The organism is Pseudoalteromonas agarivorans (assembly GCF_024518735.1).
GTDB classification, from domain to species: domain Bacteria; phylum Pseudomonadota; class Gammaproteobacteria; order Enterobacterales; family Alteromonadaceae; genus Pseudoalteromonas; species Pseudoalteromonas atlantica.
Map to the genome: position 1 here is coordinate 273,795 of NZ_JANIGJ010000001.1, position 23,403 is coordinate 297,197.

The window sequence follows — 23,403 nt, forward strand, 5'->3', positions numbered from 1 at the left end:
ATTAAAAAAATCATCAAGGTATTAATAGGGGTTCTCGCCGTACAATAACTTAGCTTTAAAATATACGTTTTGCGGGGCTTACTGGATCAGGGTAAAAAGGTTAACCGCGGTGGTTTTTAAAACCAGAGAAGAAAGGTAACCTAAATAAAAAATGTGTGCAAGCTATTAATTTAAAAATTACTTATACTTAATTTTATCAACTGCTTAAACGCATGGATTTTAACCTTAAAAAGGTAAGTATGAATTACATAATAGTCAGCGATATTTATGGTGTAACAGCACCTTTAGTGAGGTTGTTAGATATTATGCAAGGCAATACAGAGGTTATAGACCCCTACAAAGGAGAACTGCAACCCCTTGATAGTGAAAAGTGTTATTATAATAAATTTATAAATTCCTGTGGCCATGACAATTACGTAGCTAAGCTCTTAAATGTATTCAATAACCTTACAGAGCCAACAGCCTGTATAGGGTTTAGTGCAGGCGCAAGTGCCGCGTGGCGCGCACAGTTATTAACAGGCAATCCACACCTAAAAAAGCTCATTGGCTTTTACCCTTCACAAATTAGAAATCATTTAGATATTGCGGCAAAAGTACCTTGTACGTTTATTTTTCCACATACCGAAATGCATTTTAATGTAGATGAAGTGATAAGTGCTTTAGCCAGTAAAAGCCAAGTTACGTGTAACAAAACACCGTTTTTACATGGTTTTATGAATGCTTACTCTACTAATTACAATGTAAAAGCATATGATGAGTATTGCGCACTTATTAAAAGTACTTAAAGTGTATTTAACTGCGTTTTAGAAATAACAGGAAAGTCAGTGCGCGTATTATATTGCGCGTACAAGGTAGTAAAAATACTACTGCGTGAGAGCTTATCTAGCTCTTTTATGAGCGTTTTAGCACTTGTGCGCGCAGCTCTGCAGCATAGTTGGTATTGCTTTATTATAGCGGCAACGCTTTTACCTTGTTTGTGAAGGGCTAAATCGGCTTCTACAAAAAATGCAGCTCCTGTCCAATAAACCCGCTGTTGTGCACGTTGCTTCCACATATCACTTGAAAGTTTATTAAGTGGCTGTTGCTTTGTTTTAGTTTGTAAGCGTGCTCGATCAAACCCTGCGTTTAGGCGCTGAACAAATTGCGCTTGGCTAATGACACCGCTGTTGCGCATTATTACGTTTTGCATGTAACTGGCAAACCCCTCGCTTAACCAAAAGCCAGAGTAAGGCAGTAGTGGCAAATATAAATGTGAAAGCTCATGGTAAAGCGTCCAATCTTTTGTAAATGCATTTAAACTTGCGTAGCGGTCAATATGCAGCTCTAATCCATCGGGATTATTTCGTTTTATGCTAGCCCATGGCACGGGTTCAAAAGCAAAATATTGTGGCTTTAAATAAATAGGGAGGGTGCTTTGTTGTAATGGGCCTAAGGTATTTTGTGTTTTTTTAAGGCTTTGATTTACCCAAGTAGCTACCGTTTTTTGACCCTTAGTAGTCAGTGCGTCTAAATTATGAATAACCACATCAACAGCTGACGCTTTTAAAGAGCACATTAATAGCAATAACAGCCAAAATAATTTCATTTATACCTCCTAAATACGCGCTTATTACGCGCTTAATACTAGACCCACTATTTACGTAATTAAGCACATGTTATTCGTTATTTTTTTAACTAATATCAATTATAAAAAGCAAATTGCATACATGCTCAATCAAGCATGATTTAATTAGGTAACACTATTTTTAGTATAGGTATTAACCATGGCTTATCAGCATATTAAAATTCCTGAGAACGGACAAAATATTACTATTGATGCTAAAGGCCAATGGCAAGTGCCTGTAAACCCTATTATTGCTTATATTAATGGTGACGGGGTTGGGCAAGAGGTCACACCTGCCATGCAGCATGTGGTGAATAATGCCATTACACACTGTTATGCAAAGGAGCGAAAAATTCACTGGATGCAAGTATATAACGGCGAGCAAGCAGCAAAATTATATGATGGTGATTGGTTCCCAGAGGAGACGATTAACGCAGTACGTGCGTGTAAAATAGCAATTAAAGGGCCGCTAACTACACCTCTTGGCGGCGGTTTTCGCTCATTAAATGTGGCGCTAAGGCACGAGATGGATTTATTTGTAAATATGCGCACTGTTAAAGGGCTCAGTGCGTTGCCATCGCCGTTAAAAAATCCATTTTTAACTAACATAACAGTGCTGCGTGATAGCAGCGAAGATGTATATTCAGGAATAGAGTGGCAAGCGGGTAGCGTAGAGAGCGAGAAAATGCTCGACTTTTTATGTGAAGAAATGGGAGTAACGCGCCTAAGGTTTTCTCAAGACTGTGGCATAGGTATAAAAAATATATCTAAAGAAGGCTCCGAGCGCCTAGTACGCTATGCAATTAATTATGCCCTTAAAAATAACAGCGAATCGTTAACGCTTGTGCATAAAGGAAACGTACTTAAATTTACCGATGGTGCCTTTAAACGTTGGGGGTTTGCCTTAGCGCAAAATGAGTTTAACGCTACCCCACACGAAAACGGACGCTGGCTTGAAATAGCACGCGCTAATAAATCGCCTTTAATTATTAAAGAAGTGATAGCCGATAACATGCTGCAACAATGTTTAATGAACCCAGAGCAATTTGATGTGGTAGCAACCACAAACCAAAATGGCGATTTTTTAGCAGATATGCTCAGCGCACAAGTTGGCGGTGTGGGCATTATGCCGGCTGCTAATTTAAATAACGATGTGGCATTTTTTGAGCCAACCCATGGCACGTTTGAGAGAATAGCAGGGCAAAACAAAGCAAATCCAAGTAGCAGTATTTTAAGTGCCGTTTTAATGCTTAAGTTTATGGGCTGGGATGAGGCGGCAACGCTGATTGAACAAGCGCTCGAACAAGCACTCAAAAGCGGTAATGTAACCTTTGATTTAACGCAAAATATTAATAACTCGACAACCCTAAGCTGCAGTGACTTTGCACAAAAGGTTATCGAGTATTTTTAAGCAACTCCATTATTAGGCCGCTGTGGCTGTTTTTGCCTTGTGTACACATGGTCGATTAGTAAGCTGTGCAGCGCGGTGGTAAATATCGTGTGCATTAGGTTCATCGCACTGAGTACCACTAAGCGTATCCATTAATGCAACTACAATAATAGCCGGTACTTGGCAGCAGTATTCATCAAGTACTGCCTCGGTTGTTTGTGCATCTACATGGCAAAGCGGGTGGTTTTTACGCTGGTACGCATGCAGTAGCGTATCTACTTCTAAAATGTCATCGGGTTGGTGCTTTGTTTTACGGCATTTACAACCAAACTCATCAACCAAGGTAGCAAGTGCTTGGTATGTCTCAGCGGTATTGGTTTTAGTGCATAACTGCTGGGTAATAAACTGATGTAAATTAGTGTCAATAAATAACCCGTCTTGTTGTGTGAAGCTTGATGTTGTCATAATCATTACTCTTAGTTTGTTGGCTTAACTTCACTTTAGCGCTAAGTGTATTATTAATGAAATTGTTGTTTTCAATAACTGACATTGATTTTATCAATAGTAAATGACAACAAACCAAAAACCACTTAGCATGCTTATTCAAAGTGGTGCAAAAACCTATAAAAATGCACAAAACTGGGACACACTAAATAATAATTAAAAGCATGATTTTATTAGGTGTTTGATTTTAAAGTTTTTTATTTTTGTGGTGGGTTGGCATCAAGGTTGCTAAATATAAAGGGTAGGGTTCACTCCTATTTCTACGATTTCAAAAGCGCCATGGTATTTTCCCAAAGTTGAATACCATGGCGCTTTTTTATTTTTAAAAGAGCAATGCGCATATAATAGTTGTGATAAAAACGACAAAATAAAGTTTATGATGCCAGTTTTTCTTATAATTTTTACGATACTGTTTGATCATAATATCAACATCTTCTTTAGAAAAAACATGTTCACACCGATAGCAAACGTGCATTCCTTTTTTAATAAAAGCGCCACATTTTATACATCTATAAATATAGCTAAGGCGGCTTTCGCATAGGTAAGGATATTCTTTTTTATTTTTCATAATTGTTATTTTTGAGCGCTTTTTTTTGTTTTACTATCATTTCTATACCGTGCGCGACGGTTATACACCCTAAGCCTATTGCACCAAAAATAATAAAATAGAATTTTTTTGGGCTCGATTCGATAGAAGCAATTACCCGTTCCCCTCCTTTATTATGTATAACGCCATCATTATAAGTAAAGTAGCTCCATAGAATGAAAAACAAGCCTAGTAAAATAGTTACGTATGCTTTGGTTTCTTTCTTTGAGTTTTGCTCTGTTATTTCTAATTGCTTTATAACCTTAGGGTCCACTCTCTTTGGGTTGTTTAGCTCTTCTATTAGATGTTTGTATCTTTGCGGGTATTTGTTTGCATCAATAGTTTCAAGTGCTTCATGTAATTCTTTAAGTGAATAATTAGAGTAATCAATGTTGATAGTGATTTTCCTTAAATCTTTTTTAATACATTTTGAGCTGTAAGCAGAATTTTAAATTAAAGAAAATTACTAACTACCTATCCGCAATTGTTTTAGCAAACTCAAGCAACTCACGGCGTAACCACTGGTGTGCGGGAGCATGGTGGAGTAGCGGGCTCCATATCATTTTTACCTCAATAGGGACTATTTGAAACGGTACTGGGCTAATGACTAAATCGGTATGCGTGGTTAATAATTTAGCTTGCCTGCGCGGTAAGGTGGCAATAAGTTGCTCTGATTGGCATAGCAAACTTGCAATCATGTAGTGGCGTGTAAACACCCGTATTTTACGCGTTTGTTCTAGCTGCCACAGTGCTTCATCTACCCAACCTAGTTTTTGCTTGCCTGACTTATTGGTAACGGCGGCTTCTGGCCCCCAGCCTGCACGGTTTACCCAAACATGTTCTTTTTGTAGGTAATCATCAAGGCTTGAATGCTGTAAAAAGGTATTTTTAGGGTGGGTTAAACAGCAGTAATTATCGCGCCAAACACTGGCTTGATGAAACGAGCGAGGCAAGCCATTAAAACGGTTTATGGCTAAATCAATAGTGCCTTTTTCCATATCTTGCAGGTTTACATCGCTTGGACTCAGTACATCAAAATTAACCCCCGGGTTTTTAGTTAACTGCTCAGTAATAAAGGGGGCAATTAAGGTCGACTCCATGTAGTCGTTTGCCATTATTCTAAAAGTCACCTCTGCCGTTGCCGGGTTAAATTCCTCACTGGGCTGAGTAATCGCCTCTGCCATTTTTAAAAGAGACTCTATTTCAGGCTTTAAGCTAAGTGCTTTGCTGGTGGGGGTCATAGAGCCTGCGGCACGCACAAGTAATGGGTCGTCAAATAAATCACGTAATCGTTTAAGTGCGTTACTCATGGCAGGTTGTGTTAGTGCGAGTTTATTGGCCGCTTTTGAAACACTTTTTTCATCAATGAGCACATTTAAGTACACTAATAAGTTGAGATCGACGTTACGTATATTCATATGATCAATTTTATTTATATGCTTTATTAATTACCTAAATTAAAGCCTGCTTGCTAAGGTGTAAACAATTAATAAAAAATAACCGCTATAAGTGGTAAAAATAAAAGTGCTGCAATCATGTCAAAATCGTTAACTAATCAATCCAATAATGCGCTACAGCAAGTTATTGCTACTAAGTTGGCCCGCGCTGTTTTTGCAGGCTTTGAAGCAATGTTTGCGCAGTTTTTAAATATTACGCTAGGTGCGCAAAGCCGGTTTGAACAACAAAAATATCACGATGTGCAAACTGCCATGCGCGAACGCTTACAAGTGTACGAACGGGAAGTAAAAAATGTCAGTGAAGCTGTGAGAGTTATTGCTTACGCTGAACTGAGTTGCCCGCAAACATGGCAACTAGCTAAAAATATATACGGCGATATGGTGCAAAATCATGAAAATAAACCCATAGCGCATACCTTTTTTAATTCTACCTTTGGTGCAATTTGGGACGATAAAAAAATTCGAACCGTACATTTGTTTGTATTAAAAGCAAAATACAGAAGCGAGCCGCGTTCGTATGAAAATTTAGTAAGGAGAATATCGTTTAAAGATGGGTTTAACCATGCTGTAAAAACGCTCATTACCCGCCAAGCATTTAGAGTACCTTTTAGTCAATTAAACGCCGATTTACAGGCATTGCAAACAACGTTAATGGCCGGTGCAAAGCAGCAATGTAAACAAGTGTATGAGCTTATAAATTTAAACGACGGGTTTATAGAATACGCAAATTCATTATTTTTTAGAAACAAAGCCTGCTACTTAATAGGGCGCTGTATCGCTAAAAATGGCGATAATATGCCTTTTGCTATCGCCATATTAAATACTAATAAAGGGTTAAAGCTTGATGCCGTAATGATGGGCGCCGATCAGTTAAGTTTACTGTTTGGTTTTGCTCGTACCTATTTTATGGTCGATACCGACCAACCCGCGCGCTATGTAGATTACTTGAGCGTGCTGATGCCTCATAAAAAACGCTTTGAGTTATTTAACGCCATTGGCTTTATTAAGCACGCTAAAACAGAGTTTTATCGTTACAAAGTCGATACCACTAAAAATAGCCCTACTAATTTTAAATACGTGACAGCCCCAGGTACACCGGGCATGGTTATGCTGGTATTTACCATTGAAGGGCTAGACTACGTTTATAAAGTAATAAAAGATAAATTTAGTGCACCAAAAACAGCCACCAAAGCGCAAGTAAAAGCCAAGTACAACTTTGTAAAGCAAGCCGACCGCGTAGGGCGCTTAGTAGATACACACGAATTTAGGTATTTAGCGTTCGACCTCAGCCGCTTTAGCGACGAGTTACTTAAGCAAATGAAGGCACAAATTGGCAGCAGCATGGTCATATCGGGTAAGGCGCTTATTTTAAAGCATGTGTATGTCGAGCGAAAAATGACGCCGCTTAATTTATACATTAATCACTGCTCTAACAAAGCATTACAACAGGTTATGACCGACTACGGTAAAGCGATTAAAGACTTAGCCGGCGCAAATATATTCCCAGGCGATATGCTAATGAAAAACTTTGGCGTAACCCGTTGGGGGCGCGTTGTTTTTTACGACTTTGATGAAATTTGCCCATTGACTGATTGCCACTTTAGAGATGTACCTAGCGCACAAAACGACCTAGAGGAGCTAAGCGCCAACAGTTATTTTGATATAGCAGAAAACGATATTTTCCCCAGTCAGTTTAAGGTGTTTTTTAGCGCAAACGAAACGGCATTTAACTATTTTAACGGCGAACATAACGATCTGTTTTTAGCTGATTTTTGGCAAGCTTGCCAACAACAAATTAAATCAGGCTATTTGCCTGATGTGTACCCGTATAAACAAAGCTGGCGGTTTAAATAATAATAACTAACCCCATGTCTAGCTAGGGCCTGTTTATCTTTCGAGGTTAAATTTGCAGCCGTCTGTTTGGTAATTGGGCAAGGCAGAGCCTATGTAGTGTGGTTGTTCCCTATAAATAGGCGATAACGTAGCATAAATGCCAAACAGGCGCTGCCCGAAGGGTTTCTGCCTAGGGGCCATTTACTCTTTGTTGCTCGGTTTTTACTTAGCCCACTAGGTTACAAACCTCGCGCCGCGATTAAATGGCCCCTAGATTGAACAAATTTTAATCCTGAAAGGTTAACAGGCCCTAATTAAAAGGCTAAATACGGAGCATTAATGAAATATATTTCTCATGAGGGTGGCACCCTTGCATTTAGTGAAACCGATAAACCGGTTTTAAAAAGCCACGAAGTGCTAGTAAAAGTGTCAGCTATAGGTGTAAATCGCGCTGATTGCATGCAGCGCCAAGGTAAATACCCAGCCCCAGCTGGGGATAGCCCCATTTTAGGTTTAGAGTGCGCAGGCACGGTGGTTGAGCTTGGTTTTGATGTTGATAAAAGCTGGCTTAATAAACGTATTTTTAGCTTGTGCGCAGGCGGGGCTTACAGCGAATACGTTGCCATAGATGCTAAACAATTAATGGTATTGCCAGATGATTTAACCATGGTAGAAGGTGCAGCTATTAGCGAAGTGTACCTAACAGCATTTGGTGCGCTTTTTGAACTTGGTAAATTACAACAAGGCCAAACAGCGCTTATTCATGCAGGGGCAAGTGGTGTAGGCGGTGCGGCTATTCAAATGGCTAACAGTGCAGGTGCAACGGTGGTTATTACTGCCGGCTCAGATGAAAAATGCGAGCATGCAAAAGCCCTTGGCGCCGATCATGCCATTAACTATAAAACAACTGACTTTGTAGAATATATGCAAGCAAATGAGCTTTTAGCAAATGCAATTGTAGATCCCGTATCGGGCAGTTATTTAAATAAAAATGCGGCTATTGCTGCCATGGATTGCCAAATTATTATGCTCGCTTTTTTAGATGGGCGTTTTGCTGAGGTTGATTTTGCAGCGCTACTACGCAAACGTATTTCGTTTCATGCATCAACACTTAGAAACCGTAGCATTGAGTTTAAACGCCAATTACGCGATGACTTAGTTGCGCGTTTTTACAATGATATTGCTACTAAAAAGTACGACTTTAACGTGTATAAAACACTACCGTGGAGCGATGCAAACGAAGCGCATGCTATTTTAGAGCGTAATGAAAATGCCGGTAAAGTGGTATTACTTGTAGAATAACCACCCAATGTAACACTGAGGCGTGTGTTGGCGTTGTTAATGCATGGCTCAGCTAATATAATTTAGTAAATATAAAATACGTACAAAACACACAAGGTTAAAAATGAACCCAATACTAGCAATACTTAAAGAGCACAATGTAAGCGACGAAAAAGTAAAAGCATTGTTCGAGGCCTTTACACAAAACCCAATGATGGCAATGGCATTAGTACAAGAGCTTGGTATTCCGCCTGAAAAACTACAGCAGTTAATGGCCGTGGTGATGACTCAGCCGCACTTAATTAAAGAAGCCACCGACGAACTCGGCCTAGACTTTGAAAAAGTAAAAGAAGCGAAAGACAAGCTAAACCAGCAATAAGCTTCACAAATTACTCCTTACCAAGGCATAAGCCTTGGTAATTCTACCTAAAATCACCACACTTTTTGTTACATTATTCATTGAACTGCTTGGTATTAAGCTAGTCATACTATTACTTATGATAGGTAGGGACTAGGTATGAAGCCACTTTATAAATTTTGGAAAAATAACCGTTCGTTAATTTTATTTATTGCGCTGATGAGCGTGTTTAGAAGCGCAGTTGCCGATTGGTATGAAGTACCGACAGGCTCGATGAAACCCACCATATTAGAAGGCGACAGAATCTTAACCGATAAAATGGCTTATGATATACGCATCCCTTTTACACATATTCCTTTAGTTAAATTAGCCGACCCACAAACAGGCGATATTATTGTATTTGACTCACAAGCTGCTGATAACCGGTTAATTAAACGCGTAATTGGTGTGCCAGGCGATACAGTAGCGCTTTATAACAACGAGCTAGAAATTAATGGCGTTAAACTTAAATACAATAACTTGCAAAGCAATATTGATTCTTTAGATAAAATAGAAGATTTAAATGGCCACAAACACACGATTCGTGTTGCACATACGCCTTCGCAGCTATCGGGTTTTAATAAAATAACTATTCCTGAAGATTATTATTTAGCAATGGGTGATAACCGCGATCACAGTGCTGACTCGCGTGTTATTGGTTTGATCCCTCGCAGCGAACTACTTGGCAAAGCAGAGCGCATTATTGTGTCGCTTGATTACGACGATTATTACTTACCTCGTAAAAACCGCTTTTTAAAACCCTTACTTTAAGGCGGTTTTGGGCGCTAACCACACGCCCGATTTTAATCGCTTAGCTCTACAATTTTTTGCGCAATATTATAAAGCGAGCAGTGCGAGTCCATTGCTTGCTTTTGCAACTTTTTATGAGCTTGCTCTTCGCTAAGGCTTAGCTGCTCTATTAAAATATACTTTGCCTGATGTATTATTTTTTGTTCTGTTATTACCCGTTTAGCATCAACTAAAGCCTGGTTTATTTGCTTAATATGTTGGCTTTGCTCCATGATTAAGTCGTACATGCTTTTATTACTATTGAGTTTATTAGCAGCGGTATTTTGGGGGGTATTTTGTTTAAACGCGAGTTGGCCGTCGGTCATTGGCATGTATTGTTCTTCAAGGCTGCTTATAACCTGTTTATTTGAATTTAAAGTGCGCTGCGCCTGAGCAATTTGCATTGCTGCAGAGTCAATAAGGTAGTCACTGAGGTTTTGCTCAATTTTGTGCATAATATCGATACGCGTTGTTGTTACCTCGTACCACACCTCACTAAGCTGAGAAAGCGGCTGCGCATTTTCGTCATCTAAATTTTGTAAAAGCCCCCGTAGCTGATCCACTTGCTTATTTACGGGGTGATCAGTTAACGAGCGGTAGCATTTTAATACGTGTTCGTCGGCGTATTCGTTAAAAAACGTAAAGCTGTGGTGCTGTTGTTGAACAAAATGAGCAAGCTGTTGTTTTTGCTCCACGGTAAACTTACTTGACGCAAACGCTTGCGCGCCACAGGCACGTTCTTGTCCGGCGTATTCTTTACCTTGCATAAAATTAAAATAAGCCACTAGCAATCGTGTAACGCGCGGGTCGCTTGCGCCATCGGCGGCTTCTAAAATTATATTTAGCAAACACGAAATAAGCTGCGTGTACGATTGAGTTGCATGCACAGGGGTAATTTTTTGATTTGCTATTTGTTGTCGCAGCTCTGGCAGCGCCTCTAACGATTGCAAACTATGGGTAATTAAATTGTACAAACGGGTGTGGCCCGTGTCGGCGTTATCGGTAATAAAGGTCGTTTTAATTGAGTGGTAAAACTGCGTTTGCGTTTGCTCTGTTAAGCTAATTTGTTGTTTTAACTGCGAAGCAAAACGTTTGCGGTTAGAGGCTAAGTAAATATTGCTCATGCCACGCTCTTTTTGTAACTGGTGTATAAAATCGCCCAGTTTAGTAAGCGATGCACAGCTTTTTTGAAGCTGTTTTAAGGCATGAATTTCTTGGTATTTTGCTGCTAATAAAAACTGTTTTGTGAGAGGGTTGCTCGATAACATAGGACTTGTTCCACACTTTTTTGTATATAAAGTGCAACCACTGTTCCAATCATTTAAAAAATTTTCGATTGAATTTAAAATTAAATTAAAACAGCTGCTTAAAGCCATACTTGTTATTTGTTCCCATTTTAACTTATCTGTCCTTATTACAGGAATAAACCTTTTTGGTGCAAAAATAGTTGTTTTTGCACTCGATTGCGCCCTTCATGAACGAGGGGAAAAAAGTGTTTACTCTGTAAACTGCACAGAGCAAACACCAGAGGGGGAATTTATGCGTTACTACATTGCAGCAACGCTGGGCTGATAGCCATTTGATGATTTATTACCTCGCCAACCATAATTAGCGTAGGGCCCGTTAATGTGTGCACCGCACTCTCGCTAGTAATTTTCTCAAGCGTGCTGGTTATTATTTTTTGCTTGTTGGTGGTGGCATTTTCTATCAATGCGATAGGGGTTGTTTTAGGCCAGCCAACCGATTGCAAACCAGTACTTAATGCGTTTAAACGTCCTAATCCCATATAGACGACTAGCGTGGGGTTGTTAGAGCCTTGTACATAGGTGTAGTTGTGCCAATTAGGGAGTTTATTAGGATCGGCAAATTGCGCCGTTAAAAATGTAACACTTCGGGCCAAATCGCGAGCAGTAAGCGGTATACCAGTATAAGCCGAGGCTGCACACGCCGTGGTAATGCCTGGGACAATAGCAAAATTAATATTGTGCTCTGATAGGGCGTTGGCTTCTTCATTAATGCGCGCAAAAATACTCGGATCGCCACCTTTTAAACGAACAACTTTAAACCCTTGTTGTGCGTATTTTACTAATAAGGCACTAATGGCAGCTTGTGGCATAGAGTGTTTACCTGCGCGTTTACCTACATACACTCGCTGCACATGTTTAGGCAGTGTATTTAAAAGCGCTTCACTAACTAGGCTGTCGTACAATACCACGTCGGCTGCTGCAATCAGGCGCTGCGCTTTCACCGTTATAAGCTCAGCATCGCCCGGGCCTGCCCCTATTAAATACACGTGGCCGTTTTTTTGATGTTTAGCTTTGTGCTTTGTATCTTGAGTGAGTTTATTAACAAACTTGTTTAGCCATGGGCTTTCAATACCCGAAAAATACGAAAGAACACTCATTTTCTTACTCCTTATGCTAACGCTGTAATGGCTTTCGGCTCAGCGCTAACAAAGACATTGCCATTGTCTATTTTGGCTTCAAATACGGGGAGCTGTATTGCCTCTGCTTCTAGGCACTCGCCGGTATTTAAACAAAAATGTTGCTTATACAAAGGGGAGGCCACTACTAATTTTTCATCAATAGAGCCAATAATGCCGCGCGATAGTACATTGGCTTTGCCTATCGGGTCGTAGTTGCTAATGGCTAACACAGGCTCACTATTTTGTGGAACATAAAATATGGCCACTTGCTGGTTGTTTACTAATGCGCATACGCCACTATTAGCAACTAGGTCGTCGGTTGTTCCAATTTTATGCCAATACATCAGCTTGCTCCTGCTCAATTTCCATTACGGGGATACGGTTTGTCGAATTTTGCTGGTTACGTTTTTCAGACTCAGTGGCGGGACGAATTTGGTTGCGCTCTTGTACAAATAAAATATTGCTATCGGCATCTGGGCTATTAATAAATTGGCGGAACCGTTTTGAGGCCTCTGGACTTTCCACTGCTTTTTTCCATTCGCAGGCGTAAGTTTTAGTTATAAGCGCCATTTGCGTTTCAAGCTCATGGCAAATACCTAGGCTGTCGTCTATTACTACGCTTTTTAAATAATCTAACCCGCCTTCTAAATTTTCCATCCACACTGAGGTGCGCTGCAGTTTATCGGCGGTTTTAATGTAAAACATGATCACGCGGTCAATGTATTTAATGAGTGTTTCGGTATCTAAATCGGTAGCAAATAAATCAGCATGGCGCGGGCGCATACCGCCATTTCCACATACGTATAAGTTCCAGCCATTTTCGGTTGCTATTACGCCTATATCTTTGCTTTGTGCCTCAGCGCACTCGCGAGTACAACCCGATACGGCCATTTTAAATTTATGCGGGGCGCGTAAACCTTTGTAGCGGTTTTCAATCGCAATCGCGTGGCCAACACTGTCTTGTACGCCATAGCGACACCACGTACTGCCAACACATGATTTAACGGTTCTGAGCGATTTACCATAAGCGTGACCGGTTTCAAAACCGGCTGCAATAAGTCTTTCCCAAATAATAGGGAGCTCTTCAAGGCGTGCGCCAAATAAGTCGATACGCTGCCCACCTGTGACTTTACAATACAGGTTAAAGTCTTTGGCAACTTGACCAATAACAATAAGTTTGTCGGGGGTAATTTCGCCACCCGCTATACGGGGAACGACAGAGTAAGAGCCATCTTTTTGCATATTTGCAAGGTAAGTGTCGTTGGTGTCTTGCAGGCCAACATGAGCGGGCTCTAAAATAAACTCATTCCACGTTGAAGCTAAAATAGAGGCCACTGCAGGTTTGCATATTTCACAGCCGTGATGACCGCTGCCATGTTTAGCGAGCAAATCATCAAAAGTTTTAATGCTTTCTACTTTTACTAAATGCAGTAACTCTTGGCGCGAAAAAGCAAAGTGTTCACACACATGGTTGTTAACTTCAACCCCACGGCTTTGAAGTTCACTGTCGACTACCGATTTTAATAATGCGGCACAGCCCCCGCAGCCGCTGGCGGCTTTGGTACAAGCTTTAACTGCAGGTAAATCGCATGAGCCGCCATCAATTGCACCCACAATGTCGCCTTTGCTTACATTGTGACACGAACAAATAGTGGCAGTATCGGGCAGGGCATTTCCCGCTAAAACAGGTGCTCCTTCGCTATCAGGTAAAATGAGGCACTCAGGGTGTGCGGGTAATTCCATGTCGTTTAACATGTACTGCAACAGTGTGTCGTAATCGCTAGTATCGCCAACAAGCACTGCGCCTAATAACTTGTTGCCTGCCTCATTTAAAATAATTTTTTTATAACAATCACGAATAGGATCTTGATAAACTAGCTCTTTGCAATCGGGAGTTTTAGCGTGGGCATCGCCAATTGAGCCTACCTCTACCCCGAGTAGTTTTAATTTTGTGCTCATATCGGCGCCTAAAAACTCAAGTTCGCCGCCTGTAAGTTGACTTGCAACCACGCGAGCCATGTTATATCCCGGAGCAACTAAGCCAAAAAGCTTTTTGTCCCACAAGGCACATTCGCCAATAGCATATATATCTGGGTTTGATGTTTGGCATTGGTTATTAATTACAATGCCGCCACGTTGTCCTAATTCAAGTTCGGCTACTTTGCCAAGCTCATCGTATGGGCGAATACCGGCCGAGAACAAAATTAAGTCGGTTTCTAAAAACGTGTCATCTGAAAAATTTAATCTGTAACGGCTCGTTTCGCCTTTTACTATTTCGCTGGTGGCTTTAGCGGTATGCACGCTTACGCCCAATTTTTCAATTTTGTTTTTTAACAGCGTACCACCTTGTTCATCAAGTTGTACCGCCATAAGTTGGGGTGCAAACTCAACTACATGAGTATCAAGCCCAAGTTGCTTAATTGCATTGGCTGCTTCAAGCCCTAACAAGCCGCCACCTATCACTACGCCACTTTTACTTTGTGCAGCGCTTGCTTTTATTTGCTCTAAATCTTCTAGGGTACGGTAAACCAAGCAATGGGGTTGGTCATTCCCTTTTATTGGCGGCACAAACGGGTACGACCCTGTTGCTAAAATAAGTTTATCGTAATTAAATTTATCACCGGTTTGAGTGCTAACTACCTTGTTTGTTTTATCTATTTCATTAACCCACTGGTTAGTATGCACATTTATATTTAACTGCTGATAATTATCAAAGGTGGTTAGGGCTAAATCGGCGGCTGTTTTACCATCAAACACGCTGGATAAGTAAACACGGTCATAAGCTAAATTTGCTTCTCCACACAGTACGGTAATGTGCGCGTTAGCGTCGCTTTGGCGCATTTGCTCTACAAAATGGTGCCCAACCATCCCATTACCAATAATGAGTATTTTTGTTGGTGTTTGCATTGGTATCCCCTCAATGACGGTTTAATTTAAAAACAAAAAAGCCCGCCACAGTTACAAATTAATGCAACTGCGAGCGGGCTTCTTTGCCTGTGGTCATAACAACCTAAATGTGTGTCGTTTTAATAACGAACGGTATGGTTATCATATAAGCAAAAACACGGCCATTTTTATAAGTATTTGTTTTTTAATAGCTACATTACTTTTAAAAGGTTTTACTTACGCATATTTGAGTTGTTTTGGTGCGGTGCTAGCACTATGGGAGTGCACATAATGAGGCTACAATGTTGTGTTTAGTCAGCAAAAGTGCATTTGTGCCGTTAACTAATAACGAGGGGTAAGCGTTTAGGCTATAAATAAAAATGCGCTTACTGTTATTTTGAGATAAAAATAACAGTAAGCACATTAATTCTGTAAAGCGGCTTTACTTGCTTTGTTTTGCTAGGGTTTCTACATCGGTATCTTCAACAGGTTTAAAGCTGCCCGTTGCTTCATCGTAGGTTTTAATTTCTGCAGATTCTATATCATATACCCAGCCGTGTAGCTTAACTTGACCAGTTGCAATTTTTGCAGCCACAGCAGGGTGTGTTTTTATATGCTGTAGTTGTTGTACTACGTTTTCTTCAATTACTAAGCCTAGGTGGTCGTTATTGTTTAACTCTGCGCAACCGCATTTTTCTTTTACAACTTCAGTTGCTACGCGGCTGTGGCCAAGCCACTCTTTAACGTGCGGTAAGCTTGATAAACCTTCAGTATTTATAGCGCCTTTCATTGCGCCACAATCCGAGTGTCCACAAATAATAATGTGCGATACGCCCAGTGCAGCCACCGCAAATTCAATTGAGGCTGTCATACCGCCGGTTTGATTACTATGTGGCGGGATAATATTGCCCGCGTTACGACAAATAAATAATTCACCGGGTTCAGTTTGAGTCACTAGGTTAGGGTCGATACGCGAGTCGGCACAGGTGATAAATAACACTTCTGGGTTTTGACCATTGGCTAGTTTTTGAAACGCTGCTTTTTTTGATGGGTAAACTTCTTTTTGAAACTTAGCCACGCCCGAAATAATATGTTCCATGTACAACTCCTATTGGTGTAATTTAATCGTGTTATTTATAGCTTTATTCGCCTGACAAATTAGCGCCATTATAACTTTGTTCTTGTTTGTTTTGTACTATTACACTGTTTAATAAATTTCATACTCGCGAACAAAGGGCGACACACGTGCATGCAGTGATTAGCGTATACATGAGCGTACCTAGCAGAGGCTTCGAGTAAAATAAAAGGCGGTAAGTGGCGAAAAAGGTGGTTGAGGAGGTTAGTAGCTTAACTTGCTTTAAGTTTATGGGCTGATTTTAAGTTATACATGCGCTGATCCGCTAAGGTTAAACACTCAGTATGGCTTTGGCACTCATCGCTAGATGCTATGCCATAACTAATACCAGATTGGGGCCATTGCTGTTGAATAGTGCGATGTAATGCGGTGAGCTTTTGAGTAAGTGTGGTTTTTAGTTGGGGAAGGTGTGATTTGTTTTTGACTTTACATAACCAAATAAATTCATCGCCCCCGGTTCTAAATACGGTGCCGTCTTGCGCTAGATGCTGTGTCATTAATTTTGCTGCATTAATTAAAAACGCATCACCTTTGGCGTGCCCAAGCGCATCGTTTATTTTTTTTATTCCATCACAATCTATAAACACAATGATGTAAGCACTATGTGCAAGTTTAATCAGCTCATCATTTAATAGTAGTCGGTTGCCTACTTGGGTTAGAGGGTCAAAGCGAGATTCATGTAACAAGGTACTAAATTCGTGCTGTTTTAACTTTAGCCACTCAGACAAAGACAGCACAATACACACACAATCTATTGCTAAGGCTAGCAGCACAAGTATTTCTGATGAGGTCGCATTTATTAAATCAAAATGAAATGCAACGAATACTACTAATGACAGGCTATAGAGCATATTTCCAAACAAAAAATACTTGGCTCTAAAATCGTTCAGGCTAAGCATGGCAAACCCGGTGGTTAAGCTAAGAATAACCCATACGGCTGCTAAAAAGTGCGCGATATAAAACACTAAATAAAAGGGCATAAATAGGCTGCAGATACCGCATAAAAATGCGCTAACAGTAAAGTATTTTAAAGCACTCCCAAGCTTATTGGCTTTTTCTTTATCGAAATTAAACAGGTAGTAGGTAAATGCTGCTGCGCAACTCACAGCAAAGGCAAATAAATAAATACCTAAGTAATGTTTATTAAAAGAGGGGCTGGCATAAATTGTATTTACAGCGCCCGAAGCAAACGCCCAGCCAAGACCGTGCAAACCGACATACCCAGCACAAAACAAGGCCACTTTTTGCTTTACTCTTAAAAACATTACAAAGGCCATCATTGCTACAGTAAGCATGGCAGAAATAGCAATAAGGCTTAATGAATTTATATAAAACTGATGATGCAAAAATGCACCTTCGCTTAAAATACTTAAATCAACCGGCGTTGGATAGTGTTTGGCTTCTAAATATATCCATAAATAGCCACTGCTTGGCGCATAGAAGGGCAATTTAAATGCTTGTCCATGCATTAAAATAGCTGGTTGATTAACGTGTGACTGCGAAAAATCAGCAAGCTTAACTATATCCCCCTGTTCGGTTTGCCAATAGGCTAAACCAACGTCGATAAAATTGGCTTGCGGCAGCACATACCAATCTCCAGTGGTGGGGCTATTTAGTGCAATTTTTGTTACTACAGCGCCACTTTTACCGAGCAGGTTACTCGTTTCACTAGCGTTTTTATAAGATGTAATTACTTGCTGTGCAGAAGGAGGCGCATTGAATGCTGTGACAGGGCGCCACAGGTTATCATCCTCTAGGGTAATGTTGTTATTAAGTGTATAAGCATATGCTAGCGGGCTAAACAAAGCACAGAAAAAGAATACTGTTAATATACCAACCCGCGCCATACCTAAACTCACTTTAAAAACCCACTAAGCGATTATAATCAAATTGTAAACAAATAGTATATAAATTAAACAAAGTTATCACCTTTAAGTAATGGCTTAATTTGGCTTTAAATAACAAACTGCATTAATAAATAAGTAATACGAGGGCGTTTTAGTTTAAACGAATTTATAAGCACCGCGGGTGTTTGTAGTATTAGTTAGGATTTAAGGTGGGTAGTGCGCTAACCAACTGAGTTGAAGTCGTACAGATAATATTTTAATTACTTTTAGTGGGAAAAATACTTTTCGATTTAACTACTTATTAAGAAATTTTTTGTGGAAGGGTTCAGTAATACAATTAGTTTTCTAAAGAGCAAACTATGCGATAAATCAGGCGCCCTTTGCAATTTACCCGCCTATATATATTTCTTATAAATCATGTTCAGTGTTTTAAAGGCTACAGCACTGAACATAATGTGTTTTAGTTGTTATAGTCAGTGATGGGATTCGCTAATATTCAAAGGATAAATATTAACATCGTTCATTGTGCCATCACTGGATACAAACGAAGCACGCAATAAGTAAAAATGTCCTTCAGGAAGTTCTGCGCTTGGGGTTACTCCATCAAGGGAAAAAGTCATTGAAGCTTGTCCAGATTGCGTATTTAAAACGCTTTTATCTGTTAGCACGGTATCTTTTACTGGGATCCACTTTGATTTGAAGTGCCTTAGCCAAAAACGAATTCCACCTTCATCTGAGGCTATAACCTGGTTATTGCTACCCGCATGGTAATCAACACGAACCGTTATATCATCATCGACCGTTAAGCTGTTTAACGCTGATTTGTTGGTAATGGTTATATATGGTTTGATCACGGGCTTAATTACAAGTGTATGACTACCCATTACTTGATTGTTACGGCCGCCAATCGCTGATAGGGTTACTGTGCCAGACTCTAAAGCTTTTACTTGCCCCTTGTCATTTATAAAGGCAATCGCAGGCTTACTACTTTGCCATGTAATTTGTTGGTTATCAGCTATATCAGGTGTTAGCTTGGCGCTAAGCTGTAACGATTGGCCAACAAACAATTCATGGGGTAGTGAGCTTTTAGCGTTATTATGATCAGCAGTAATTGAGATATGTCTAAGTGGGGCAGGTACAAACTCGCTAATATGCAGGATTTTCTCAGCAACTAATTGGTTAGCTTTGCTGGTGACACGAATGGTCGCATACTCAGTGGGTTTACCCACGGCTTTTACTTGGCCAGCTTGGTTTACAGTTAATATAGCTTCATTAGATGACGACCAGTGTAATGCTTGATTACTTTGCTTGGGTAAAAATTGCGGTATTAATGTCATTTTTGTGCCAGCGCGAATACTCTCATGAGCGGCTTTTAAAGTAATAGCAGTGGGATCAAGGCGAGATGTTGAGTACACTTTGTTCGGGACTTTATCACTAAACTCGACGGTTTCACCATTTCGCCATCTTACGGTTATTTTTTTGATGGTATTTTCTTTAGCTAGACCAAAATGAACAGTGTTAAGTAAGCTTTGTGAAAATACAGCACCCGCTGAGCCAACCCGTTTATGAAAGGTTTGTCTGGCGGTTTCAACGGTTACTAATGCCGATGTAGCATCAATATGATTTTTTGGTGAGTAGCCAACGTTAATAAGTACATAATTATTTTCAGATGCTTTGTTTTGGCTATTTGCATATAAATACCACTGGCCGCCTTCACTCCCGTTAAGAAGATCAATGTCGCCATCTAAATCAAAATCAAAAGCCTGGCCCATATCACCGTTGCCACGATCGCCCGATGCATTTGCTCCATGTGCTGTAACAGCATGAAACTGTCCATTACCATCATTAACTAACATCAAATCCGCAATGCGTTTTTCAATATCTCCCCAACGATAAATAAACAAATCTTGGTGTGTATCATTATTAAAGTCACCGCGTGTTACTCCCATTGAATTACCCCCTAAAGGGATATTCCATTGCTTAGATACGTCAGTGAAAGTGCCATTATCATTACGTAATAATATATCTGCCATGTTGCGGTTTTCAGGGGTAAACGCGGTTTGCACGTTATCAACTCCTTTAAGGCTGAATTTATAACCCCAAAAAATATCATCATTACGTACCAATACAGCTTGCCATTGGCCGTTACCAATATGGCCAAAATAAACCCCATTTTCTGACATATCATCTGTAATGCCTTGTGCCTGCTCTTTAGTAAATGTCAGTTCTTCACCACTTTTAAGCATAACCGGTGTTTTTTTGTGACCTAAAAATATAGGGTAGTCTTTGCCCCTAAATGCGCCCTGGGCCAAAAAATAGTAGTTATGAAGCTTTATTTGATTGTCAGCAGTAAAGGTAAATTTATCGATGCCCTTGTAACCTCGGGGCTTAATTGAAAATGTTTTATCAAGGGGGTTGTGATCAACAAACGGTGCCTCACCTTTGCCGGCTTCAAACTCTTTCCCCCTCGCTAGGTATAAATCAAGATCGCCGTCGTTATCTATATCAATATCAGTCACGGCCATGATGCTATGAGTATCAGTAATTTTTGGAAACTGCGAGGTAACATTTGTATAAGTAAAATCACCATTACCTTGCCATACAGATAAAGGCCCATACAGAATTATATCGTCTATGTGATCATTATTTATATCGGTTATTAGTGCGCGCGAGGGGTGTTGATCTTCAATACCTTTTACTCTTTTACGAACAAAACCATTTTTTCCGGTTTTTTCATAAAAATAATGTTGTGGTTTAGTGCCTGCTAAGCTGGCTTCATTTATAAGTATTAAATCTAAATCGCCATCTAAATCCATATCAGACCACTTTGCGCCGCGTCCACGGCCGCCTTTATCAATATTGACATCACCAGTTGTTAGCACCAAGGTGCCATTGTTATTAGTATAAAAGTTAGCTTTAGAGGGATTTTTGCCATTACCGCCACCTTGTGTTACCACTAAATCAAGATCGCCGTCATTGTCATAATCACCTACTGCGGTGCCGTGTAAATCATGCATAAACCAACGGGCTAAGTTTTTATCATGTTTTGTTACGGTTCCATCACCATTGTTCCAATAAAGTTTACTGCTTTCTTGGTTATGATTATTTACGATAAAATCATAATCACCATCGTTATCTAAGTCAGCTATGGTCGGCCCACCGTATTTAATTGAGTTCACGCTATCAAGTCCTGCCGCTTGGGTAATGTCTCTATAGGTGGGTAATGTTAAACCTGCAATATCAGTAAATGAGACACTGTGAACCGTGATATCGGTATTGTTGACTTTGAGGGTGAGGATAGTGTCACCATGTTGAGGAAACTCCACTAATGCATTAAACGTGTGTTTACCAGTGCGAGCTATGTTGAGGTTCTCAAATAATAAAACATCGTTTGCATACAAATCTAAGGTGACATAATTGCTAGGATTAGTGATGGTTAAGTTTAATTGCTTAAGCAAACTACCCGTTACTAGGTAGTCAATGTGCAGTGGCTTAGTTGTTTTAATAAGGCTAGTCGTTAAAGCTTGAGGAGAGGTTATTTTGACAGTATTTTTCGTACCGTTGCACCCCGTTATCAGTAACGCGCTTAAAATAAGCATTATAAACCGCAGTTTTTCTGTGATCATTAAATTATTGAATACCATAAGATCCCTTGCATTATTGTTATTTAATTTCGGATTGAGGCGCGTGTAATAAATAAGTAAAACACGTCCTGGTGCAAAGTTGAGCATAACTTGGTTTGGGTATTGTAGAAAGTATTTTGTTAACAATGTGTTTATTTTGTTTCTTATTTGTACTAGTCTGTATTGGTCACAGTGTGTGACCAAAATGACAACATTAATTTAAAGAGGCAAAAATGAACAAAACAACATTGTTTATCGGCTGTTTACTCACTACTACCAACTTGTTTGCAAATGATTGGGACTCAATTCCTTTACCGGTTACTCCCGGTGATGGCAAAGTCTGGCAGCTACAAGAAACATACTCAGACTCATTTAATTACACAGGTAAACCTGCTGCATTTACCAGTAAATGGAATGATACTTACTTTAATAGTTGGACAGGTCCAGGTTTGACCTATTGGCAGCAAGATGAGTCATGGGTTTCAGACGGCAACCTTATAATTAGTGCTTCGCGTCGTGCTGGTACAGATAAAGTTAATGCAGGGGTGATCACCTCGAAAACAAAAGTTAGCTTTCCAATCTTTTTAGAGGCAAACATTAAGGTAAGTAATCTGGAATTATCTTCAAATTTTTGGCTGCTAAGTGACAATGACGAACGAGAGATAGATGTGCTCGAGGTATACGGTGGGGCACGTGATGATTGGTTTGCTAAAAATATGTCGACGAACTTTCATGTGTTTATTCGTGATCAACAATCTAACCAAATAATTAGTGATTACAATGATCAAACGCATAATACGCCTAGTTGGGGAACGTATTGGCGTGAAGGTTTTCATCGTTTTGGCGTGTATTGGAAAAGCCCAACAGAAGTCACATTTTACATTGATGGCCAGCAAACGCCTGATGGTTCATGGGCGCAGGTGGTGATGAAAGATAAAGACTATACCGGTGCGACGTTAAACAAGAACACACATAATATGGATCAATCCGCTTATATTATTATTGATACAGAAGATCACGATTGGCGTTCAGAGGCGGGAAATATTGCTACAGATGCCGATTTGGCTGACGGTAGTAAAAATAAAATGTATGTCGATTGGGTGCGAGTTTATAAACCTGTTAATGCGTCCAATACAAACAGTGTTAGTAATGGTGTACAGATCAAAGCTAAGCATAGTCAAAAGTGTATTGATATAACAGCTGGCGCTATGAGTAATGGCTCTTATTATCAGCAGTGGGGTTGTGGCTCTGATAATACTAACCAACAATTTAACCTTGTTGAGTTAAGTAATAATGAATATGCAATTAGCTCGCAGTTAAGTGGTTTGTGCATGCAGATTGAAAACGCCAGTACAAGTAATGGCGCTAAGTTGGAGCAGTGGGTTTGTGATCATGCAAAAACCAGTCAACGCTTTACTCTCAATAGCACGGGTGACGGCTACTTTGAGCTTAAATCAAGTTTAAGTAATAAATGTGTAGATATCGCAGGTAAACTGCAAACAAATGGTGCTGATATTGTACAGTGGCAGTGTTATAACGGCGACAATCAACGTTTTCAACTTATTGAATAATACGATTAGTAAAGTTTTTTACACTAATTTAAATTGTTAACAATTAATTGTTATTTATTTTGTGTTGTGTAATTAT

At 39.9% G+C, this 23,403-nt stretch carries 18 protein-coding genes; 7 read left to right on the forward strand and 11 right to left on the reverse strand.

Annotated features, from left to right (window positions below; genetic code table 11):
* Positions 1–239: 239 nt before the first annotated feature.
* A complete protein-coding gene (locus NQT65_RS01225) occupies positions 240–785 on the forward strand; it encodes a dienelactone hydrolase family protein (RefSeq protein ID WP_256850291.1) in 546 nt (181 codons plus the stop codon).
* On the opposite strand, the gene NQT65_RS01230 is transcribed toward NQT65_RS01225, so the two are convergent.
* Positions 782–1,585 carry a M61 family metallopeptidase gene (locus NQT65_RS01230; protein WP_256850292.1) on the reverse strand — a complete coding sequence of 268 codons (804 nt, stop codon included), beginning with the start codon at positions 1,583–1,585 and terminating at the stop codon, positions 782–784. The two genes, NQT65_RS01225 and NQT65_RS01230, sit on opposite strands and share 4 nt — an antisense overlap.
* Positions 1,586–1,763: 178 nt before the next feature.
* Between NQT65_RS01230 and icd the strand changes: the two genes are divergently transcribed.
* On the forward strand, positions 1,764–3,014 hold the full coding sequence (icd, locus tag NQT65_RS01235) for an NADP-dependent isocitrate dehydrogenase (RefSeq protein WP_256850293.1): 1,251 nt from the start codon (positions 1,764–1,766) through the stop codon (positions 3,012–3,014).
* A 12-nt stretch (positions 3,015–3,026) separates the two neighbouring features.
* Here icd and NQT65_RS01240 read toward each other — a convergent pair whose 3' ends face one another.
* The 3 genes from NQT65_RS01240 to NQT65_RS01250 all read right to left on the reverse strand — a co-directional run bounded on the left by NQT65_RS01240 (position 3,027) and on the right by NQT65_RS01250 (position 5,501).
* The gene (locus NQT65_RS01240) at positions 3,027–3,458 is read right to left on the reverse strand and encodes a hypothetical protein (RefSeq protein ID WP_256850294.1); all 432 of its coding nucleotides are present in this window, start codon (positions 3,456–3,458) and stop codon (positions 3,027–3,029) included.
* Positions 3,459–4,054: 596 nt separating this feature from the next.
* Positions 4,055–4,357, reverse strand: a complete 303-nt coding sequence (locus tag NQT65_RS01245; protein ID WP_256850295.1) for a hypothetical protein — start codon at positions 4,355–4,357, stop codon at positions 4,055–4,057.
* A 196-nt stretch (positions 4,358–4,553) separates the two neighbouring features.
* The gene (locus NQT65_RS01250) at positions 4,554–5,501 is read right to left on the reverse strand and encodes a LysR family transcriptional regulator (protein WP_256850296.1); all 948 of its coding nucleotides are present in this window, start codon (positions 5,499–5,501) and stop codon (positions 4,554–4,556) included.
* A gap of 117 nt (positions 5,502–5,618) precedes the next feature.
* Between NQT65_RS01250 and aceK the strand changes: the two genes are divergently transcribed.
* From aceK to lepB, 4 genes are all read left to right on the forward strand, one after another.
* Complete coding sequence (aceK, locus tag NQT65_RS01255) at positions 5,619–7,394, forward strand: bifunctional isocitrate dehydrogenase kinase/phosphatase (protein ID WP_256850297.1); 1,776 nt, start codon at positions 5,619–5,621, stop codon at positions 7,392–7,394.
* 318 nt (positions 7,395–7,712) lie between these two features.
* A complete protein-coding gene (locus NQT65_RS01265) occupies positions 7,713–8,675 on the forward strand; it encodes a zinc-binding dehydrogenase (RefSeq protein WP_256850298.1) in 963 nt (320 codons plus the stop codon).
* A gap of 103 nt (positions 8,676–8,778) precedes the next feature.
* The gene (locus NQT65_RS01270; RefSeq protein ID WP_004586776.1) at positions 8,779–9,033 is read left to right on the forward strand and encodes a DUF2999 family protein; all 255 of its coding nucleotides are present in this window, start codon (positions 8,779–8,781) and stop codon (positions 9,031–9,033) included.
* A gap of 138 nt (positions 9,034–9,171) precedes the next feature.
* Complete coding sequence (lepB, locus tag NQT65_RS01275; RefSeq protein WP_004586775.1) at positions 9,172–9,822, forward strand: signal peptidase I; 651 nt, start codon at positions 9,172–9,174, stop codon at positions 9,820–9,822.
* 32 nt (positions 9,823–9,854) lie between these two features.
* Here the strand turns inward: lepB and NQT65_RS01280 are convergent, their stop codons facing one another.
* The 7 genes from NQT65_RS01280 to NQT65_RS01310 form a co-directional block, all read right to left on the reverse strand.
* Complete coding sequence (locus NQT65_RS01280) at positions 9,855–11,108, reverse strand: nitrate regulatory protein (protein WP_029771678.1); 1,254 nt, start codon at positions 11,106–11,108, stop codon at positions 9,855–9,857.
* Positions 11,109–11,377: 269 nt separating this feature from the next.
* Positions 11,378–12,244, reverse strand: coding sequence for a uroporphyrinogen-III C-methyltransferase (gene cobA / locus NQT65_RS01285; RefSeq protein ID WP_256850299.1), 867 nt, complete (start codon positions 12,242–12,244; stop codon positions 11,378–11,380).
* 11 nt (positions 12,245–12,255) lie between these two features.
* Positions 12,256–12,609 carry a nitrite reductase small subunit NirD gene (gene nirD / locus NQT65_RS01290; RefSeq protein ID WP_256850300.1) on the reverse strand — a complete coding sequence of 118 codons (354 nt, stop codon included), beginning with the start codon at positions 12,607–12,609 and terminating at the stop codon, positions 12,256–12,258.
* Positions 12,596–15,172, reverse strand: a complete 2,577-nt coding sequence (gene nirB / locus NQT65_RS01295) for a nitrite reductase large subunit NirB (protein WP_256850301.1) — start codon at positions 15,170–15,172, stop codon at positions 12,596–12,598. Before nirB ends, nirD begins: the two co-directional genes overlap by 14 nt.
* 421 nt (positions 15,173–15,593) lie before the next feature.
* Positions 15,594–16,250: a carbonic anhydrase gene (locus tag NQT65_RS01300; RefSeq protein ID WP_055255729.1), complete on the reverse strand. Its 657-nt coding sequence runs from the start codon at positions 16,248–16,250 to the stop codon at positions 15,594–15,596.
* Between the two features lie 248 nt (positions 16,251–16,498).
* Entirely contained in the window at positions 16,499–18,145 is a 1,647-nt protein-coding gene (locus tag NQT65_RS01305) for a sensor domain-containing diguanylate cyclase (RefSeq protein WP_256850302.1), read from the reverse strand.
* Positions 18,146–18,606: 461 nt separating this feature from the next.
* Positions 18,607–21,777 carry an FG-GAP-like repeat-containing protein gene (locus NQT65_RS01310; RefSeq protein WP_256850303.1) on the reverse strand — a complete coding sequence of 1,057 codons (3,171 nt, stop codon included), beginning with the start codon at positions 21,775–21,777 and terminating at the stop codon, positions 18,607–18,609.
* A gap of 212 nt (positions 21,778–21,989) precedes the next feature.
* On the opposite strand from NQT65_RS01310, the gene NQT65_RS01315 reads away from it, so the two are divergent.
* Positions 21,990–23,327 (forward strand): RICIN domain-containing protein, encoded by a 1,338-nt coding sequence (locus NQT65_RS01315; protein WP_256850304.1) that lies wholly within the window; start codon positions 21,990–21,992, stop codon positions 23,325–23,327.
* Positions 23,328–23,403 lie beyond the last annotated feature (76 nt).

Coding starts and splice junctions, on each gene's coding strand:
- lepB (WP_004586775.1), top strand. CDS start 9,172: ATGAAGCCACTTTATAAATTTTGGAAAAATAACCGTTCGTTAATTTTA.
- aceK (WP_256850297.1), top strand. CDS start 5,619: ATGTCAAAATCGTTAACTAATCAATCCAATAATGCGCTACAGCAAGTT.
- NQT65_RS01280 (WP_029771678.1), bottom strand. CDS start 11,108: ATGTTATCGAGCAACCCTCTCACAAAACAGTTTTTATTAGCAGCAAAA.
- NQT65_RS01250 (WP_256850296.1), bottom strand. CDS start 5,501: ATGAATATACGTAACGTCGATCTCAACTTATTAGTGTACTTAAATGTG.
- NQT65_RS01240 (WP_256850294.1), bottom strand. CDS start 3,458: ATGACAACATCAAGCTTCACACAACAAGACGGGTTATTTATTGACACT.
- cobA (WP_256850299.1), bottom strand. CDS start 12,244: ATGAGTGTTCTTTCGTATTTTTCGGGTATTGAAAGCCCATGGCTAAAC.
- NQT65_RS01300 (WP_055255729.1), bottom strand. CDS start 16,250: ATGGAACATATTATTTCGGGCGTGGCTAAGTTTCAAAAAGAAGTTTAC.
- NQT65_RS01230 (WP_256850292.1), bottom strand. CDS start 1,585: ATGAAATTATTTTGGCTGTTATTGCTATTAATGTGCTCTTTAAAAGCG.
- NQT65_RS01310 (WP_256850303.1), bottom strand. CDS start 21,777: ATGGTATTCAATAATTTAATGATCACAGAAAAACTGCGGTTTATAATG.
- NQT65_RS01315 (WP_256850304.1), top strand. CDS start 21,990: ATGAACAAAACAACATTGTTTATCGGCTGTTTACTCACTACTACCAAC.
- NQT65_RS01225 (WP_256850291.1), top strand. CDS start 240: ATGAATTACATAATAGTCAGCGATATTTATGGTGTAACAGCACCTTTA.
- nirB (WP_256850301.1), bottom strand. CDS start 15,172: ATGCAAACACCAACAAAAATACTCATTATTGGTAATGGGATGGTTGGG.
- NQT65_RS01270 (WP_004586776.1), top strand. CDS start 8,779: ATGAACCCAATACTAGCAATACTTAAAGAGCACAATGTAAGCGACGAA.
- NQT65_RS01265 (WP_256850298.1), top strand. CDS start 7,713: ATGAAATATATTTCTCATGAGGGTGGCACCCTTGCATTTAGTGAAACC.
- icd (WP_256850293.1), top strand. CDS start 1,764: ATGGCTTATCAGCATATTAAAATTCCTGAGAACGGACAAAATATTACT.
- nirD (WP_256850300.1), bottom strand. CDS start 12,609: ATGTATTGGCATAAAATTGGAACAACCGACGACCTAGTTGCTAATAGT.